We start from the raw sequence: 17,583 nt of genomic DNA on the forward strand, positions 1-17,583 counted from the left end.
AGAAACGTTATGTTAGCAAATCCTGAAAAACAAACTGAAGTCATTCATTACGAAAAGAGCCCCTCTGGTTTCTCCATTATGTGGCGAGAATTTCGTAAAGATAAACTAGCAATGTTTTCTCTATTCTTTTTAGCTTTAATATTAATAGCCGTTTACGCAACTTCATTTATTATGAAGCAAGAAGATATCGTCCGAGTCGATTTGTTCGCTATTTATGACCCTCCTTCTGCTGAACATTGGTTAGGAACTGATTATGGAGGCCGTGATATTTTCGGACAATTAATTATTGGTACACGTAACTCCTTTACAGTTGGTTTAGCCATCACTCTTTTAGCAACCCTTATCGGTCTTACGACGGGACTAATTGCTGGCTATTTTGGAGGAGTTGTCGATAACATCATTATGCGTTTTATCGACTTTATGATGATTTTACCATTCTTAATGATTGTTATCGTGTTTATCTCACTCGTTCCAACTTTCAATATTACGACATTTATTCTCATAATGACCGCTTTCTTATGGGTCGGAAAAGCAAGGCTTATACGCTCTAAAGTATTGACTGAGAAAGAACTTGATTACGTATCTGCATCAAAAACATTAGGAACACCAAATTGGAAAATAATCTTCCAGCAAATATTACCTAATTTAAGTTCTATTATTATCGTAAATATCACATTAAATCTTGCTGGTAACATCGGAATTGAATCTAGTTTAACTTACTTAGGCTTCGGTCTACCAGAGAGCACACCAAGTCTTGGTACACTTGTAAGTTACGCAACTAACCCAGATGTATTACAAGAAAAGTGGTGGATTTGGTTACCCGCATCAATCATGATTTTAGTGTTGATGCTGTGTATAAATTTTATTGGTCAAGCGTTAAAGCGTGCGGCTGATGCGAGACAAAGAAAAGGATAAGGGGTGGAGAAGTTATGAACAAACCAAAACTGTACAAAGTATTAAGTACACTTGCTGCTTCAACATTATTACTATCTGCATGTGGGGGTGCTGATAGCGGTAGTAAAAAGGCAAACACAAAAAAAGTAGAAACAAATAAATTTAGTGCTGCTGTAAAAAATGACGGTAAAGAAATTAAAGACGGATCATTAACTTATGGACTCGTTTCAAATTCACCTTTCGCTGGTGTTTTAAGTAGGGTATTGTATGAAGTTGCTCCAGATTCAGAGATTATGGATTTCTTTGATGAACAATTATTAGCTACAGATAAAAACTGGGAAATTACAAATGACGGTGCTGCAACTTATACAATTTCTGAAGATAAAAAAACAATTACAATTAAAATTAAAGATAATGTAAAATGGCACGATGGTAATCCTGTAACAGCTGAGGATTTAGAATATTCTTACTTAATAATCGGTAATAGCAAATATACAGGTATCCGTTACGATACACAAATGCAAATGATTGAAGGTATGGAAGAATATCACACTGGAAAAGCTGACAAAATTTCTGGTATTAAAGTAGTCGATCCAAAAACAATTTCCATTACTTATAAAGAAGTAAACCCTTCACTAAAAACTGGTATTTGGACATATCCTACACCTAAAAAATATTTAGGTGATGTACCAATTGAAAAACTAGCTGAATCAGATAAAATCCGTCAAAATCCAATTGGATTCGGTCCATTTAAAGTGAAGAAAATCGTTCCTGGTGAATCAGTTGAGTATGAGCGTTTTGATGATTACTGGGGCGGCAAACCTAAGCTAAAAAATGTAACATTAAAAGTTGTAAATCCATCTATTGTTAGTGCATCTCTGAAAAAAGGTGATATTGATATTGCAGCAATTACTGCTGATCAATATCCGAACGTAAGTAAATTAAAAAACACACAACTAATTGGTAAAACTGACCTTGCTTACACTTATATCGGATTTAAGTTCGGACATATGGACAAAGCAAAGAATGAAGCTGTAATGGATAACGATAAGTTCAAAGACGTTCGTTTACGTCAAGCGATGGCACATGCAATTGATAGAGAAAAATTAGGAGAGAAAGTATATCACGGACTTCGCGTTCCAGCTAACTCTCCAATTCCACCATCTATGCCAAAGTACCATAATAATGATGTTGGTGCGTATAATTTCGATGTAAATAAAGCGAAAAAACTATTAGATGAAGCTGGGTATAAAGATAAAAATGGTGATGGATTCCGTGAAGATCCAAAAGGTAATGAATTGAAGATTAACTTCTTAACTAGTAGTGGTAGTGAAACAAGTGAACCGCTGGCTAAATTCTACATTCAATCTTGGAAAGATATCGGCTTAAAAGTAGAACTTGTTGATGGACGCTTACACGAATTTAATGCTATGCGTGACATGATTAAAAAAGATGATCCGAAGGTTGATATTTTTGCCGGTGCTTGGAACACTGGCTCTGACCCTGACCTTTCTGGCCTATGGGGCAAAAATGCCGGATTCAACTATCAACGCTGGGTAAATGATGAAAATACGAAGTTATTAGAAGCAGGATTATCAGAAAAAGCTACTGATGAAAAATATCGTAAAGAAGTATACGATAAATGGCAAAAATTAATTCATGACGAAGCACCGATGATTCCAATTCATTACACATTTGATTTAACAGGTGTTAATAAGCGCGTAAAAAATTATGATGTCAACACTGAAGTGAATCAAATAACTTCACATTGGAAAGACGTTACTGTAACAAGTGAGAAGCCAGAAGTAGAAAAATAAACATAAAAATAGCTCTTAGCATTTACATACATGCTAAGAGCTATTTTTTATTTTCATTGCTTTTCCTACTAATGATAACAACCAATTCCTTCCCTACTCTAATATTAAAAGATTTGATGAAATACCTTTATTAAAACAGCTAACGTAACAGATCCAGCAAATCCCCCTAAACAAATTAAGCTTACCCCTTGACTATATGACAAATTTTGAAATGATTTCATTGCTTCCATCCTCCCTATCTCCCCTTTGATACTTTTATTTTACCAATGGGAAAAATTTCATAACATCGATTTCTCTAACAACTAACTTACAAATTTGTAAGTTAACATCTTTTCAACTTATATATCTAGTATTTCCACAAATGAGAGTTCTTTATACATAAAAAAGACCTCAGCTATACTAAGGTCTTTAGTTACATTTTATTTTATAATCATCACCGGACATTTCACTCGTTTTGCTATTTTATGACTTACACTACCAAGTACCATTTCTTGCAGTGTATTTAGCCCTCTGCTTCCGGCGATAACAAGATCTATATCTCCTGTATTTACATATTGAACAATTGTATCTCCAGGATCACCATGTAATATCGTAATTGTATAAGATATGTTCTCTTTCTTTAATAAAACTTCAATCTCTTTTAATTTATCTTTTCGACTAGCCGATATTGTTTCTAAATCTGTTTGACCTTGTATAATATCTGATTTTGCCGTTCTATTATCTACTACGTACACAACTTCAACATTTGTTTCTGCGCTACATTTCGCAATATATGTTGCATGTTCCGCTGCTCGAAGTGCATGTTCAGAACCGTCACATGCTAATATAATTTGTTTGTACATATGCTGAATCCCCTTTTCGTTATCCTACTCGTATTATATAATAAAGCCTCCTAAAAAGGAGGCTTTTAACTAGCAATTCTTTTATTATAAGTAGCTAAATTTGCAACAAGTTTTGAGCTACGTTCATTTAATCCTGTTATACTTACTTTCACACCACTTTGCTCATACTTTATGATAACTTTATCAATTGATGCCACCGCTGAATCATCCCATACGTGCGCATGAGTAAAATTCATTTCAATTTCTTTTACATCTTCATTAAATGAAAAATTATTTATGAAATCGGCTGTGGATGCAAAGAAAAGTTGACCGTGAATTTCGTATATTTTCTTATTTTCAATATATAAATGTTTCACGTGAATCTTTGCCATATTGAATGCAAATAACACCGCACTAATTACTGTTCCGATAATTACACCTAATGCTAAGTTATGTGTAATTAGGACAATCACAACTGTTACGATCATAACAAATGCGTTTCCTTTTGGTACTTTATGAATCGTTGTTACAGAGTTCCAATCAAACGTTCCGATTGAAACCATAATCATAACCGCAACTAAAGCTGCCATCGGAATATGAACGACATAATCTCCTAAAACGAATAATAATACGATTAAAAATCCGCCCGCTACAAATGTTGATAGGCGACCTCGTCCACCTGATTTAATATTAATAACAGATTGGCCGATCATTGCACATCCTGCCATTCCTCCGAAAAATCCAGCAACGATGTTTGCGATCCCTTGTCCGCGTGCCTCTTTATGCTTATTACTTTCTGTATGCGTCATATCATCTAAAACTGAAGCTGTTAATAAAGACTCTAGTAAACCAATGATTGCAAGCATAACTGCATAAGGTAAAATAATCCCTAATGTTTCTAATGTAAATGGCACATCAGGAATACTAAAGAACGGTAATTCTTTCGGCAGGCTTCCCATATCCCCTACTGTTTTCAACTGTAATCCGCTCATAAGTGCAATACTCGTCACAATAATAATTGAAATAAGCGTAGAAGGTACAACCGTTGTAATACGTGGAAATAAATATATAATTGCAAGTCCTAATACAACGAGTGCATACATTTGCCAAGTTGCATTTTTAAAATGCGGTAATTGCGCTGTAAAAACTAAAATTCCAAGTGAATTTAAAAAACCACTCATAACAGATTTCGGAACAAACTTCATAAATGAGCTCAGTTTGAACACGCCAAAAATAATTTGGACGATACCTGTTAATATTGTTGTAGCAAATAAATATTGCAAACCATGATCTTTAACGAGCGTTACCATTAATAATGCCATTGCACCTGTTGCAGCTGAAATCATTCCAGTTCTTCCGCCAACAAATGAAATGGTAACTGCAATACAAAAGGCTGCGTATAGTCCAACTGTTGGATCCACGCCTGCAATAACAGAGAAGGCTATCGCTTCAGGGATTAATGCTAAAGCAACGACAATTCCTGATAACACGTCCCCTCTCACATTAGAAAACCAGTCATTTTTTATCATTTGAAACAAAATACCACTCCTCTACTCCTTTATAATTTGATTTTCTCCATAAGAAAATCTAGCCGACTGCACGAAAGCTATTATATAACGAGTAGAAGATTTTTTGCTATGTAAAAGTTTCCTAAAGAAAAAGACGCTACCTTAGTAGCATCTTTTCTCATTTCATTAATGTCCACCGTGTCCTTGACCACTTTCCTGAACAATTTCTAACCTCTCATCTAGTATTCCTTGTGTTTCAAATGAAATATCACTCGTACTTCCTAATAAGAAACCGTGATTATATGGTCCAAGTGTTGGATCATCTTTAAACTTCGGCTGAATGCTTGCAAGGAAGTCATACACTGGTTGTGAAACTTTACCTTCTTCTAATAATACAACAGGTGCGTGTTTACCCATATGTGAAAAAGGTGCCCCAGCAACTGCTAAATCTGGTGTTTTGCTTGAAACAAATGATAAACCGTGACCAGGTTTTGTGAATCCCCAGCCAAATTTTGTTTTTTCATCTTTAAATTTAGCGAACGCAATCGAGTTTTCTGTAGGGGTCTCTCCACTAATACGCGTTACTTTCCCGTATTTGCTTAACTCCTTTTCTACTTCTTTTGAAACAATTTTTTCTGGCCCTAATATATATATATTTGCTTTATCTTTTCTCATCTTTAATGCCTCTATTGTCGCTTCTGGCACTTTATTCTTTTCTGTATAGAGTAGTGGTTCCGGCATATGAGAAATCCAATTTACAGCGGGTGTTGTATATAAACGTCCTTCTTCTGCAGATGAACCGATAATAACACTATTTGGGTAGCTTCCTGTTATATCGGCATACTCCTTATCAACATCTTTCGCAAATATAGCTGGGTCCGTTTCTTTTATTTGTTTTACTTTATAACCTTTTAATTGTTCAAGCGCGCTAGTACCTACATCCCCCATCACCATAATTTGTGTTCCATCTTTCGTTCCGATTGGATTTAATCGTTTTATTTCTTTTAACGTCATTTCCGGTATCTTTTCTTTTTCTATAAATAAAATCGGCCCGTTATTCGGATGATGAATAAGGTCTGCACTCGCAATACCTAATTGCCACTCGCTTGCTGGTACTAAAATAACAGCACCCGGCTGGTTCTCTTTATGGGTTGCTGGCCATATCGTTTGCGAAGTTAACACTGCCATTTGCAGGGGATCATTTGTATTTAACCTCGTCACATTTTTTAAACTTGTCGTTAATAAATCATACGATGCCCCTTCGTTCATTTCTTTTGGCGCCGTTACCTCCTGATTCATTTTCATTTCCTTTTGCTCTGTTTTTTTCTCTTTTGTAGATTCATGGTTTTTATGGTCTGTATTCGTTTGTCCGCATGCAGCAAGACCAACTGCTGTAATTATTGTTATCCCAAAAATTCGGGTCATTTTTTTCATTATACCGCCTCCGTATTAATCATTTTTGAGCCAATATGATTACCTAAAATGTAATTTCAACTCCACAATAACAAGCAATTCTGAAGAAATTATGCAGACACATCATAATCTGCACCATTTCTTCATGATTTTGCATTACACTTTAAGTAACGATTATAAATATGGAGGGCTCTCTATGATTGATATACTGCTCGTAGACGATGAACCGAGAATGCTTGAATTATTAACGCTTTATCTTACCCCAATTGGATATAACTGCGTATGTGCGACTTCAGGAGAAGAAGCTATTTTACATATAGAAAATCGAAACTTTAAATTTGTTTTACTCGATATTATGATGCCAAAGATGGACGGATGGGAAACGTGCAAAAAAATCCGATCTTTTAGTAACATTCCTATTATTATGGTTACAGCTCGTGATCAAACAGTAGATGTCGTTCAAGGATTAAAACTTGGAGCCGATGATTACGTAACGAAACCTTTCCATGAAGAAGAACTTTTCGCAAGAATTGAAGCCGTTTTAAGACGTACAAATGAACATAAACAAATCCAATATCACGGTATTGTATGGGATGAAACAAAACACTTCGTTTCTGTCCATAATGAAGAACTCCTTCTCACACCAATTGAATTTTCTTTACTCGGATTATTTTTACGCCATGTGAACTACGTATTAAACCGTGATCAGCTCATCGAACGAATTTGGGGGTTAAACACAAATACAGAAGATCGCACAGTCGATTCACATATTCGCAATTTACGTGATAAATTGCGAAAAGCACATTTCCCTATTGATCATCATTTAAAAACCGTGTATGGAATAGGTTATCGATGGATTGATACTGAACAGTAAGGGGCAAAACGATGAAACGAATTTCAATTCAATTCGGATTTTATTTTTTAATTGTTACACTTTTAATTGAAAGTGTTCTCTTTATTTTGCTCTATTATAGTCTTGTAAATACTAGAGTAAATGAAGAAATGACGGCTTTATTAAAGCGAGGAAATAGTCACCGGGATGTACTTGAAAAATATTACGATGAGCAAACCATCTCTCACGTAGCATTAATGGAATCTGAAGCTGAAACAACTGTCGTTATTACAAATGCAAATAAAGAAATACTAGCTAAATCTAACGAAATAAACACGACTATAAACGATCATATTAGTAAAATGCAAACTCGAACAGACCATAATGGAGCGATTATAGAAAATCATTGGAAAACATCTAATTATATATGTACAGTTAGCCCCATTGTAGTAGATGGAAAACATGAAGGCTATGTGTACATGTTTCTTGGAACAGAATCAATTGAAAAGTTAGTTAATGGATTAACGAAACAATTCATTATTGCTGGTGTCATCACGTTTCTACTCACAGTCATCACAATTTTCCTATTATCACGTTTATTAACAAAACCATTGTTACACATGAAACATGCAACTGAAAAAATGAGTAAAGGCGATTTGTCCGTTTCGTTAACAACTACTCGAAATGATGAAATTGGTGAACTAGCATCATCTATTCAAACGCTCGCAAATGATTTACATTATATGAAAACAGAGCGAAGTGAATTTCTAGCAAGTGTTGCTCATGAATTACGAACACCGTTAACATACGTAAGAGGTTATGCTGACATTGCTTTAAAAGAAAGCACCTCTCCTGAACAACGTTTGCGATATTTATCAATTATAAAAGATGAGTCTGATTACATTACAAACTTAGTTCAAGATTTATTTTCACTTGCACAAATGGAACAACATAACTTTTCTATTCAAGTAAAGGAAGTGCATTTACACACCTTCCTTACTCGTATAGCTGAAAAAGTAAACGCCATGTATAAAGAAAGATACATTAAAGTTTCTTTCTCTTGTCCTCCTACACTGCTAGTAAACTTAGATGAACAGCGATTTGAACAAGTTATAGTAAACATTTTAAATAACGCTTATAGACATTCAAAAGAACATTCTCATATAAACATTTCTATTACAGAAGAACATAAAAGTATCTCCATTACAATTGAAGATGAAGGCGAAGGTATCCCGCCTGAAGACCTCCCTCACATTTTCGACCGCTTTTATCGTGTTGATAAAGCTAGATCACGCGCTACAGGTGGAACTGGTTTAGGACTCTCTATCGTGAAGGAGATCGTAGAACTACACGGCGGGACGATTACTGTCACGAGTGAAGTTGATCATGGATCTTGTTTTATAATTTCATTACCATCCATAAAAAAACACGACTATCATCAATAGTCGTGTTTCTTTATCCCGCATTAACGGGCAGTAAGACCCCTACATCAAAATTCAGCGGAAGCAAAGAAGTTAGGTGGGGGTCTTACTGCCCGTAAAAGCCCGATTGGTTCAACTAATAATCAGTGGGAGATGAACAAAACCCCCACTGATTAAAGTTGCACTTTATCATTTTACTTTATAATATAAATTTACAAATTGCCCAAAACGTTTTGTATCCGTTAAAGTTAAATTAATTTCTGGATTCTTTTCTTTAAATAATGGGACACCTGAGCCTAATATATGCGGTGTAATCGTAACAATATATTCATCAATTAGATTATTTTTAAAGAATTCTCTCAGTAGCTCTCCTCCACCAACCATCCATATTTTAGACCCTTCTTGTGCTTTTAACCTTTTTGTAAACTCCACTACATCTTCATTTACAAATTCCACGTTTCCGTCTGAACCTTTTTCTGAACGAGAAAAAACATAACATGCTTTATCTAAGTACGGGAATGTTTCCGTATGCTCTACTACATAATCGTACGTTTTCTTTCCCATAATTATTGTATCAATTGTTTCGTACATTTCTGTATAACCGTTATCTCCCTCTCCTTCCGTTTCCATTAACCACTCTAAATCATCATTTTCTTTCGCAATATATCCATCCAAACTAGCTGCAATAAATAAAACTATTTCACGTGACATATCTTTTCCTCCTTGCATCTCATCTTGATAACATATGATGTAAACAATATACTAACAATAAAACATGACAATTTATGTCACGTTAAAAAGAAAAGGTGATACATTTGTCAAAAGCTAAACGCTTATTAGATATTCTTATATTTGCTTCTGCGAAAAAAACATTTACAGCTCAAGAAATAGCTGATGAATTTAATATTTCCGTTCGTACGGTTCATAGATACATTTTAGATTTAAGTGATATGGGATTACCCATTTATGCTGAACAAGGTCGTAATGGAGGATATAAAGTATTAACAACTAGGGTCATTCCACCTATCTTATTTACGGAAGAAGAAGCAGTCTCCATCTTTTTTGCCTTTCAATCTTTAAGCTACTACAGAGACTTGCCTTTTAATACAGAAATCAATTCTGTCACTCATAAACTATATAGCTCTATACAACATGAGGCGAAAGTGAAAGTTGATAAAATACGTTCTTATATCGCCTTTTGGAATCCGAAGAGAACAATTGAGACCCCACTTTTAAACGAAGTGTTAACAGCGGCTATTGAAAATAAAAATTTACACTTTCAATACGAATCTAAATCAGGGATAAAAACAAAACATGTTCATCCAATTGGTGTATATGCTCACGACGGGTTATGGTACTTACCGTCCTATGACTTCGGTAGAAAAAAAGTATTACTGTATCGCGTTGATCGTATTCTCTCAATATTATCGATGGAAGAAAATACAGATACATTCATGAATTTAGAAGAGTGGTTTGCCTCTAACTCTAACGTAGTACACAATCCTACTCAGTTACATGTTTTACTGACAACAGAAGGCGTACGCCAATGTAAAAGCGTTCCTTATCTTGAGGAATTCGTTATAGTAAACGAGGATGGGACAGGATATATACATTCAACAATTGATAAAGGTGAGATTAACTTTATTACTCCTTTATTTTATAGACTTGGAAAAGATGCAAAAGTTTTAGAACCGAAAGAATTGATAGATGGTTTACGTATACGTGCGAAAGAAGTTTTAAGTATGTATGAAGATTAAAAAGGCGTAAGAGAAATTCTTTTACACCTTTTTAGTGTGCAATATTTTCTCTATCTCTTCTTTTAACAACATCTTTATTTCTTCCAAATTATGATTCTTCTTTTCCTCCGTTTGCACCGTATAAAACTCAGCAAACGAACGCTCTTTATATCTTGGTACGACATGCATATGGTAATGTGTTAACTCGTTAAATACTCCACCATTTTGACAAACTGTAATTCCATCTGGTTTATATAATGCCTTAATCGCTTTTGCAATCAGCTTAGAAGCATCCATAATTGATCTTGCTACAACGTAATCTAATTCGTCTACTTCTACAACATGCTGCTTTGGCACAATTAAAGTATGTCCTGGGTAGAAAGGCGCATGATCTAAAAAGTAAGTTACATAATCATCTTCATATACTTTATATATTTTTTTCTCTTCGTTTGCTAATTTACAACCTAAACAGTCCACTACACCTTCCCCTCTTTCTAAAAACATAAAAACGTGAGAATACGGCTCTCACGTTTTTATGTTTCATTTTATTAGTTCAATTGTTTCCGTAACCTTTATACTATCTTTTACAGATTGAACAATCGTACAATTTTTCACTGCAAGCTGCAATGCTTTGTCCAACTGCTCTTCTGTAATGTTTTCCGCTTTAATTTTATAGTGCAAATGAACACTTTCAACTGGTTTGGATAAAGCTTCACTTCTACCAATTTCAGTTTCGATCGTAAACGTATCGTATGTAATACGTTTCTTTTCTAAAATTGTTCGAAAGACAATTGCACTACATCCTGCGATAGAAGAAACGAGTAATTGTAACGGTGAATACCCGTTTTCTTTTCCAATCGCTAATTGAGCGTACGATAAATCTGCCTTTATATCATCGTGTTTGATTGTTAGTTTCATTTGTTTTGTCCATCTCCACTTTCATCGGTTTCTGCTGTTTCTTACTCATATAATAATAATATATATAGCAGAAAATGATAAATGGAATACCGCAGTATAACGCCATTCTTTGTTCAGGAATAAACGCTAAACTAATAACAACGATGCTATTTGTAATTAAAGCTAAAATTGGAACAATCGGATATAGTGGTGTTCTATACTTTAAGTCCTCTAACTTTCCTCCGCCTTTTATATACTGACTTCTAAAGCGAAGTTGCGATAGAGCAATAATGATCCAACTTGAAACAGCCGATAAACCAGCTATCGATAATAAGTACATGTATACTGTATCTTCTGCAAGGAAACTTGTGAATAGGGATAATCCAGCTACCGCAATCGTTACGACTAGCGCTGTAATTGGAATACCACGTTTATTTACTTTCTTGAAAGAAGTTGGTGCCATTCCTTCATTTGCAAGTGACCATAATATACGTGTCGCTGCATATAATCCAGAGTTCGCTACAGATAATAACGCAGTAATAATAACGAAGTTCATAATATCAGCTGCATATGGAATACCGATTTTATCAAATACAACTACGAATGGACTTTCAATTACGCCTGCTTCTTTCCAAGAAATTAATCCTACTAAAATTGTCATTGTTAAAATGAAGAATAACATAATGCGCCATACTGTATTACGGATCGCACGTGGAATTGTTTTTTCTGGGTTTTCACTTTCTCCCGCTGCAATTCCGATTAACTCTGTTCCTTGGAACGAGAAGTTAACTGTAATCATTGTAAGTAATACGGCAGCTAGTCCATTTGGGAAAAGTCCACCATCGCTTACAAAGTTAGAGAAAAGAGGTGCTGCTTCTTTTCCGTCATATGATATAAATCCTAATAATGCACTACCACCAAGTACAACAAATGCAAGAATTGTAATTACTTTAATACTAGAAAACCAAAATTCTAATTCGGCATAACTTTTCGCCGAAATTGCGTTTGAAGCATATAAAATAACACCGAATACAAGGCACCATACCCAAACATCAACATTTGGAAACCATCTTTTCATCATTAAACCTATTGACGTTAATTCTAGACCCACTGTTACTGCCCAGCCAAGCCAATATAGCCAGCCGATCATAAAGCCCGTTCCTGGTCCAATAAACTTCGTTGCATACTTTTGGAAAGAACCTGAAACTGGCATTGCTACCGTTAACTCTCCAAGACAAAGCATTGTTAAATACATAATAAATCCGCCTACTAAATATGAAAGGATGGCTCCCCCTGGTCCAGCCTGATTAATAGTGTAACCAGAACCTAAGAAAAAACCAGTTCCGATTACACCACCTAGTGCGATCATAAATAAATGTCTACTCTTCATCGTACGATGTAATTTCTCATTCGTTGGTTGCTGCATCTAAATCCTCCCCCTACCATACCCCTATGTCTTGTTAAAATTTTCTGATAATAAAAATATACACGAAAGCGATTACATTTTCTATATAAAATTAAAACTTTTCTGATAAAATAATATAAAAAATCTAATTATTGCAAGATTTAGATTCTATTTAGAGGAAAATAAGGAGAAACAAGGAAAAACCCTTACATATATTGTAAGAGTCAACGAAGTTCTAATCTTCTCGATAAAATTGATAAACTATAATTTACGATAAAGTACATACAAGCTACTACTATAAACGTTGGAATCATGTAATTCACATTTTGCCCGCTAATAATTTGAGCATTATGTATAAGCTCAGGGAGTGATATAACAACCGCTAGCGATGTATCCTTCAGCAATGAAATAAATTGACTGACAAGCGGCGGAACCATTCTCCTTAATGCTTGTGGCAAAATAATATGCCAAAGCGCTTGCACATACGTTAATCCCGAAGATCTTGCGGCTTCGACCTGCCCTTTTTCAATAGACAATAGACCACTTCTAACAATTTCAGATATCATTGCTGCCTCAAATATTGTTAAAGCAACAATTGCAGCTGTTATAATTTCTAATTTCAAGCCTGCTTCTGGAAGTGCAAAATACGTGAAAAATATAATTAACAGTAGTGGTAAGTTTCGAATCACTTCAACGATAATTCCTAATACTTGTGAGACGACAGGTATTTTCGTGTAGCGCAATATACCGATTACACTTCCAATAATAAAACTAAGTACAATTGCTACGAGCGCTACCTCTAATGTAATGAGCAATCCTTTTAATAAAAAGAGGATATGATCACCTGTTATAGCTCCCTTAAAATCCATTTACACCGCCTCCTTTGCTAAGCGTTTTTCTAAATAACGCACTAGCATACTGAGCGGAATTGTTAATATTAAATAAAACATCCCGACAAATATATAAACATCAAACGTAACAAACGTCTTCGTTGAAATTAAATCTCCTTGATACATTAAATCAGCACCAGCAATAATTCCGAGTATGGAAGAGTTTTTTACTAAATTGAGAAACTGGTTTCCTAAAGGGGGAATTACAATTTTCACTGCTTGGGGTAAGACAACATAATACATCGCCTGCACATACGTTAGCCCTGAAGAGCGAGCAGCTTCCATCTGCCCTTTCGCAACTGATAAAATACCAGCGCGAATTACTTCTGCAATAAAAGCTGCCGTATATACCGTAAGCGTAACTGTTCCTGCTACAAAACCATTTAAAGTAATTCCTATTACAGGTAAAGCAAAATAAAATATAAATGCAATTAATACGAGTGGAATATTTCTTACAAACTCTACAAAAGCTGATCCTACCCAATTTAAAATACGAATCGGTGCAATACGCATTACCGCCAAAATTACTCCTAAAATAAAGCTTCCTATTAATGCAATTACACTAGACATAACTGTATACTTAAAGCCTTCTAAATACATATCAATGTTATTCGTTAGTATAGAAAAATCAGGCACATATTCTCCCCTCTTTCTTTACAAGAAGGGGATGAGCATCCTCATCCTCTCACTCTTATTATTTATTCCAATTAGTGTCACTTTATTTTTCTTGTTTTTGACCGATCCATTTTTCATATAATTTATCGTATTCTCCATTAGCTTTCATATCTTTTAATAAACTATTAATCTCTTTTGTTAAATCCTCTGCACCCTTCTGCACTGCAATTCCGTACGGTTCATCCGTAAAAATTTTCCCTACAACTTCATAATTAGAATCTTGTTTTGCCATTCCGTAAAGAATTGCATTATCTGTCGTTAAAACATCACCTTTCCCCGCTTTTAACGCTGTAAATGCCTCACTATAATTTTCAAATTCTAATACAGTCGCTTCTGGTGACTTTTGACGAATGTTATTTGTAGATGTTGAGCCTTTTACAGCTAATACTTTCACACCTTGTTTTATATCATCAATACTCTTAATATTGCTTCCTTTTTTCACAAGTAACGATTGCCCTGCTTTAAAATATACATCTGAAAAATCAACTTCTTTTTTACGTTCTTCCGTAATTGTCATTGTTGCGATAATTGCATCAATATCACCATTTTTCAGTAGTGGAATACGTGTTTTAGATGTTACTTCTTTCAACTCTAGTTTCTTTTCGTCCCCAAGAATTTTTTTCGCAAGTGCCTTCGCGATATCAACATCGAATCCTTCTACTTGCCCTGTTGAAGGATTTTTTAATCCAAATAAATTCGTATCATTCTTCACCCCAACTACTAATTTCCCTCGTTTCTTAATTTGCTCAACAGCCCCGCCTTGCTTCGTATTTGTTTCCTTTGCCTCATCTTTTTTACTTCCGCATCCAGCAACAACAAGCACGAATAAACATGAAAATACGATTAAAGTAAATAACTTTTTCATTTTAAGCATGAAATTCCTCCTCTAATGATTTAGCACCCGACTTAAAAATAAACGAGCTCTTTCTTGTTCAGGATTTGCAAAAAATTGTGCCGGTGTTGTATCTTCAATAATTTGACCATCATCCATAAATAAAATCCGATCTGCTACTTCTCGTGCAAATCCCATTTCATGCGTGACAACGACCATTGTCATCCCTTCTTTAGCTAGCGTTTTCATAACATCAAGTACTTCCCCGATCATCTCCGGATCAAGAGCAGACGTAGGCTCATCGAACAGCATAATTTCCGGTTGCATCGCAAGTCCTCTAGCAATTGCTACCCTTTGCTGTTGTCCTCCGGATAATTGATGTGGATATACGTTAGCCTTCTCTGGGATTCCTACTTTCTCTAAATAAAGCATTGCTGTTTTCTCTGCTTCTTCTTTGGAAACTTTATTTACTTTAATCGGTGCTAATGTAATATTTTGCAGAACTGTTTTATGTGGGTATAAATAAAAATGTTGAAAGACCATCCCAATATTTCGCCGCAATTCATTCATGTCCGTTTTTTTATTGTGTACCTCTGTATTTTGTACAATTAATTCTCCATCTGTAATTGCCTCTAATTGATTTATACATCGAAGCAATGTACTTTTTCCTGATCCTGAAGGCCCGACAACTACTACTACTTCGCCTTTTTTCACTTGCACATTAATATTTTTCAAAACTTGAAAGTTACCATAATATTTATTTACATTACGAAATTCTATCAACATACTCCCCCCTTCCCCTAACAACGCATGTACATTCTTTTTATATTCAAAAATAGTCCCAAAAATAACTTTTAGCTTCAATTTGTCCATAAAAAAAAGCAAAGGGTTTCCCCTTTGCTTCTTCATTTCTATTCTATTAAGATACTTCTTCTTTCTTATCTTTCCCGTATTCATGCTCCCAAAAATCAGCATTTTTAATTCCTAATGGCCCTGGATCGAATACTGGATCTTTTCCTTCTTTTTTCTGTTTTTCATAATCCTTTAATGCGACTAATGCAGGTTTTTGTAATAGTAAAATCGCAATGATATTTACCCATGCCATAATTCCTACCCCAATGTCGCCTAAAGCCCAAGCCGTTGCTGCTGTTTTTATACAGCCATAGAATACTGCTCCTAAAAATACAAACTTTAGTATCATGGACAGCCAAGGACGATCCTTATCACGATTTAAGTACGCTATATTCGTTTCTGCAATGTAGTAATACGCCATAATTGTTGTAAACGCGAAGAATAATAGCGAGATTGCAACGAAACCGTTTCCAAATCCAGGGAAAACAGATTCTACCGCTGCCTGTGTATATCCTGGTCCTGGCTGAGCACCATTTAATTTATTAACGATAAAGTTTTTTCCGCTTGCATCAAATACGTTATACATGCCTGTAATAATCATCATAAATGCTGTTGCTGAACAAACAAATAATGTATCAATGTAAACGGAAAATGCTTGCACTAAACCTTGTTTAGCTGGATGTGATACTTCAGCTGCTGCTGCTGCATGTGGCCCAGTTCCTTGCCCTGCTTCATTAGAATAAATACCACGTTTTACTCCCCAAGAAATTGCTAAACCGATAATACCACCAAATGCAGCTTCTAATGCAAATGCACTTCTTATAATTAACATAAATGCTTCTGGCAATTTTTCAATATTCATAGCAACAATGACGCAAGCTACTAAAATATAGCCTATTGCCATAAACGGTACGACAACTTGCGCTACGTTAACAATCCGCTTTACTCCACCGAAAATGATAAGAGCTAATACGACAACTAATATAGCCCCTGATACGGTAGTATTAATACCAAAAGCTGTTTCTAAACTTACAGCAATACTATTTGCTTGTACACCTGGTAATAAAAGTCCTGTTGCAAGAATTGTCGCTGCAACGAATACTAAAGCATACCATTTAACTCCTAGACCTTTTTCGATGTAGTAAGCAGGCCCACCACGAAACTGCCCTTGATGTTTCGTCTTATATATTTGCGCGAGTGTTGATTCTACATAAGCTGATCCTGCCCCTAAAAAGGCTACTGCCCACATCCAAAATACAGCTCCTGGTCCACCGAATGCAACCGCTGTTGCTACTCCAGCAATATTTCCTGTTCCAACGCGTCCTGATAATGAAAGTGCTAACGCTTGGAATGAAGAAACACCAGCTTCTGATTTTTCTCCTTGAAATGTCAGCTTCACCATTTCTCCTACGTGCCTTACTTGTAAAAACTTCGTTCGAATGGAAAAATATAAACCTACTCCTAAACATAAATAAACAAGTGCTGGACTCCAAACAATATTATTTAACCAATTTACGAAAGCTTCCAACATTCCCCCTCCTTCTTTATAAAGAATATTCAGAATATATATAAAATTATAAGTGTATACCG

18 protein-coding genes are annotated in these 17,583 nt (G+C 35.2%); 5 read left to right on the forward strand and 13 right to left on the reverse strand.

From position 1 onward, the window contains the following. The first annotated feature begins 9 nt into the window (after positions 1-9). Positions 10-915, forward strand: coding sequence for an ABC transporter permease (locus OXT04_RS23890; RefSeq protein ID WP_000880730.1), 906 nt, complete (start codon positions 10-12; stop codon positions 913-915). 14 nt (positions 916-929) lie between these two features. Further along, complete coding sequence (opp4A, locus tag OXT04_RS23895) at positions 930-2,711, forward strand: oligopeptide ABC transporter substrate-binding protein (protein ID WP_001039730.1); 1,782 nt, start codon at positions 930-932, stop codon at positions 2,709-2,711. Between the two features lie 104 nt (positions 2,712-2,815). On the opposite strand, the gene OXT04_RS23900 is transcribed toward opp4A, so the two are convergent. The 4 genes from OXT04_RS23900 to OXT04_RS23915 all read right to left on the reverse strand — a co-directional run bounded on the left by OXT04_RS23900 (position 2,816) and on the right by OXT04_RS23915 (position 6,474). Then, positions 2,816-2,932: a DUF4027 family protein gene (locus tag OXT04_RS23900; RefSeq protein ID WP_002094283.1), complete on the reverse strand. Its 117-nt coding sequence runs from the start codon at positions 2,930-2,932 to the stop codon at positions 2,816-2,818. A 198-nt stretch (positions 2,933-3,130) separates the two neighbouring features. Beyond that, on the reverse strand, positions 3,131-3,553 hold the full coding sequence (locus OXT04_RS23905; protein WP_000277991.1) for a universal stress protein: 423 nt from the start codon (positions 3,551-3,553) through the stop codon (positions 3,131-3,133). Between the two features lie 65 nt (positions 3,554-3,618). Continuing rightward, positions 3,619-5,070, reverse strand: a complete 1,452-nt coding sequence (locus OXT04_RS23910) for a SulP family inorganic anion transporter (protein WP_064532039.1) — start codon at positions 5,068-5,070, stop codon at positions 3,619-3,621. Between the two features lie 156 nt (positions 5,071-5,226). Further along, positions 5,227-6,474, reverse strand: a complete 1,248-nt coding sequence (locus tag OXT04_RS23915; RefSeq protein ID WP_072940974.1) for an ArsR family transcriptional regulator — start codon at positions 6,472-6,474, stop codon at positions 5,227-5,229. Positions 6,475-6,649: 175 nt separating this feature from the next. Here OXT04_RS23915 and OXT04_RS23920 point away from each other — a divergent pair, with 175 nt between their 5' ends. Both OXT04_RS23920 and OXT04_RS23925 read left to right on the forward strand, forming a co-directional pair. Then, positions 6,650-7,327, forward strand: coding sequence for a response regulator transcription factor (locus OXT04_RS23920; RefSeq protein ID WP_098854740.1), 678 nt, complete (start codon positions 6,650-6,652; stop codon positions 7,325-7,327). An 11-nt stretch (positions 7,328-7,338) separates the two neighbouring features. Continuing rightward, the gene (locus tag OXT04_RS23925) at positions 7,339-8,730 is read left to right on the forward strand and encodes a sensor histidine kinase (protein ID WP_098854739.1); all 1,392 of its coding nucleotides are present in this window, start codon (positions 7,339-7,341) and stop codon (positions 8,728-8,730) included. A gap of 165 nt (positions 8,731-8,895) precedes the next feature. Here the strand turns inward: OXT04_RS23925 and OXT04_RS23930 are convergent, their stop codons facing one another. After that, positions 8,896-9,417 (reverse strand): dihydrofolate reductase family protein, encoded by a 522-nt coding sequence (locus tag OXT04_RS23930; RefSeq protein WP_000085779.1) that lies wholly within the window; start codon positions 9,415-9,417, stop codon positions 8,896-8,898. A 95-nt stretch (positions 9,418-9,512) separates the two neighbouring features. Between OXT04_RS23930 and OXT04_RS23935 the strand changes: the two genes are divergently transcribed. Beyond that, the gene (locus OXT04_RS23935; RefSeq protein ID WP_141493519.1) at positions 9,513-10,463 is read left to right on the forward strand and encodes a helix-turn-helix transcriptional regulator; all 951 of its coding nucleotides are present in this window, start codon (positions 9,513-9,515) and stop codon (positions 10,461-10,463) included. Positions 10,464-10,484: 21 nt separating this feature from the next. On the opposite strand, the gene OXT04_RS23940 is transcribed toward OXT04_RS23935, so the two are convergent. From OXT04_RS23940 to OXT04_RS23975, 8 genes are all read right to left on the reverse strand, one after another. Then, positions 10,485-10,919, reverse strand: coding sequence for an HIT family protein (locus OXT04_RS23940; protein WP_267418095.1), 435 nt, complete (start codon positions 10,917-10,919; stop codon positions 10,485-10,487). Between the two features lie 63 nt (positions 10,920-10,982). Next, positions 10,983-11,360 carry an OsmC family protein gene (locus OXT04_RS23945; RefSeq protein ID WP_000778853.1) on the reverse strand — a complete coding sequence of 126 codons (378 nt, stop codon included), beginning with the start codon at positions 11,358-11,360 and terminating at the stop codon, positions 10,983-10,985. Then, positions 11,335-12,765: an amino acid permease gene (locus tag OXT04_RS23950; RefSeq protein ID WP_001187093.1), complete on the reverse strand. Its 1,431-nt coding sequence runs from the start codon at positions 12,763-12,765 to the stop codon at positions 11,335-11,337. Before OXT04_RS23950 ends, OXT04_RS23945 begins: the two co-directional genes overlap by 26 nt. 203 nt (positions 12,766-12,968) lie before the next feature. Further along, entirely contained in the window at positions 12,969-13,613 is a 645-nt protein-coding gene (locus OXT04_RS23955; RefSeq protein WP_072940986.1) for an amino acid ABC transporter permease, read from the reverse strand. Further along, positions 13,614-14,270, reverse strand: coding sequence for an amino acid ABC transporter permease (locus OXT04_RS23960; RefSeq protein ID WP_071714253.1), 657 nt, complete (start codon positions 14,268-14,270; stop codon positions 13,614-13,616). An 82-nt stretch (positions 14,271-14,352) separates the two neighbouring features. Continuing rightward, on the reverse strand, positions 14,353-15,183 hold the full coding sequence (glnH, locus tag OXT04_RS23965; RefSeq protein WP_025118055.1) for a glutamine ABC transporter substrate-binding protein GlnH: 831 nt from the start codon (positions 15,181-15,183) through the stop codon (positions 14,353-14,355). Positions 15,184-15,195: 12 nt separating this feature from the next. After that, positions 15,196-15,924, reverse strand: a complete 729-nt coding sequence (locus OXT04_RS23970) for an amino acid ABC transporter ATP-binding protein (RefSeq protein ID WP_176543035.1) — start codon at positions 15,922-15,924, stop codon at positions 15,196-15,198. 136 nt (positions 15,925-16,060) lie between these two features. Then, a complete protein-coding gene (locus tag OXT04_RS23975) occupies positions 16,061-17,521 on the reverse strand; it encodes an alanine/glycine:cation symporter family protein (protein WP_000387158.1) in 1,461 nt (486 codons plus the stop codon). Positions 17,522-17,583: the final 62 nt, after the last annotated feature.

This window comes from Bacillus sp. GC_Bacil_1 (assembly GCF_026540675.1).
GTDB lineage: Bacteria > Bacillota > Bacilli > Bacillales > Bacillaceae_G > Bacillus_A > Bacillus_A cereus.